This window comes from Acidithiobacillus sp. TH-A36 (assembly GCF_057473445.1).
In genome coordinates, this window is the sequence record NZ_JBYCKP010000200.1 from 1 (window position 1) to 1,738 (window position 1,738).

Annotated in this window: 2 protein-coding genes; both read right to left on the reverse strand. The window is 54.6% G+C overall.

The genetic code is table 11. The features are described from left to right. Positions 1-176: 176 nt before the first annotated feature. Positions 177-1,139, reverse strand: coding sequence for a flagellar assembly peptidoglycan hydrolase FlgJ (gene flgJ, locus AC2VLY_RS05315; RefSeq protein WP_486921891.1), 963 nt, complete (start codon positions 1,137-1,139; stop codon positions 177-179). After that, the coding region (locus AC2VLY_RS05320) for a flagellar basal body P-ring protein FlgI (protein ID WP_486921892.1) at positions 1,136-1,738 on the reverse strand (603 nt) is incomplete at its 5' end. The genes flgJ and AC2VLY_RS05320, both read right to left, overlap by 4 nt.

Consider the following 1,738-nt stretch of genomic DNA (forward strand, 5'->3'; position numbering starts at 1 on the left):
GCCTTGGGCATGGGTTGGGTCCAGTCACCACGAGCAAGCCACTGCCTTTGCTCTTCAAAGGTAGTCGTTAATTGCATAACGGTTTCCAGTTCCTGCGCCAACGATTGACCATCCATATTTCGATTATGTCTCCGCACTATTCCACTTTCAGATAACGGCACAAAAAGGCATAAGGTTTAGCCGTCTGCCTTAGCAACCGACACGCCTCCCATCACTTCTTGCATGAGCGGGCTATCAGCCACTGCCACCAGCTTGTTCGCATATTGCGGATCAGTCGCATAACCTCCTTGCTGCAAGGCTTCAGCAAATCCGGCAATATTGTTACCCTGCCCTAATGCCCCGCGATAACGGGGGTTATTCATCAACAAACTGGCGTAATTACGCACACTGTCCCCGACCGACTGGTAAGCGCGAAAAGCAGCATTTTCCAATTCATTCACGCCGTTTTCGAATTCGTGCGTCAGACTATCCACCGAACTGCCCAGCCAGGAACCGCCCCCCTTGATGCCGAAAAGATTGTTACCGGCCACATGACTCCCCCAACCGGTTTCCAGGGCGGCCTGGGCAATAATGGCCGTGGGTGCCACACCCAACTTCTGTGCCGCTGCCTGCACGGCAGGCAGTATGGATTGCACAAAGGACTTGGCTTGTTCCAGAAGACTCTGCGAAGGCTTGGCCCAGCTTGCCGAAGTCATGACCGGAGCTGATAAGGCCGCATTACGGGCGGGCATGGTCATCGCCTTGTCCCCGGCCGGTGATGCGTTCTGCTTACCCCAATGAAGGTTGTAACGCGTAGCAATTTCCTTGGCCAGGGTCTGGGCAATACCTATGCCCTGCCCCTGACTGACGGTTTGCGCAATCTGCTGGTTAAACAGAGACTTCAGCATAGGCCCGGAATTTTTTCCAGTTAAATCCGAACCGAAAGAAGTGGCCGACATGGACGAGAGCATCTCTTGCAGCAAAACGGCTTCAAACTGTTTGGCGACGGCCAGAATGGTTTTTGGATTGTGGGCTTGGGCCTCACTACGCAACTGGTTCAGTCCGGAAAAGTTGAGGGCGTCACTGGCAGTAGCTGCCGCAGCCTGTGGACCAACCTCCGCAGAGCGCGTTGTAGCTGTGAGATTGATGGCAGCACTCATATGACTTCCAGTTGCGCGTGCAAGGCACCGGCCGCTTTCATGGCCTGCAAAATGGCAATCAAGTCTGTAGGCGTTGCTCCCACCGCATTGAGAGCACGAACCACCGCTTCCAGACTGACTCCCGGTTCAAACATCAACAACTTCGCCTGGGGTTGCTGAACTTTCACATTGGCCTGCGGCGCCACCACGGTCTGCCCCGCGCCCAGGGGATTGGGCTGACTGACCAGATACTTTTGGGAAATAGTCACCGATAAATTACCATGGGCAACCGCACAGGCACCCAGCGTGACATTTTGTCCTAATACGACCGTACCGCTGCGGGCATCAATAACCACCTTGGCCAGTGGTGTTTCGGGACTGACATCCAGATTTTCAATTTGTGACAGAAAATTGACCCGCGCTCCGGGCGAACCGGGTGCATTGACCCGTATTTCTCCGGCGTTCAGTGCTTCTGCCACCCCATATCCCAGCTGCTGATTGATGACATTGGCAATACGTGCCGCCGTCGTAAAACTCGGATTATGCAATTCGAGCATCATCGGCCCCGCCTGATCAAAACCCGACGAAACAGACCGCTCCACATTGGCCCCGTTGGGAAT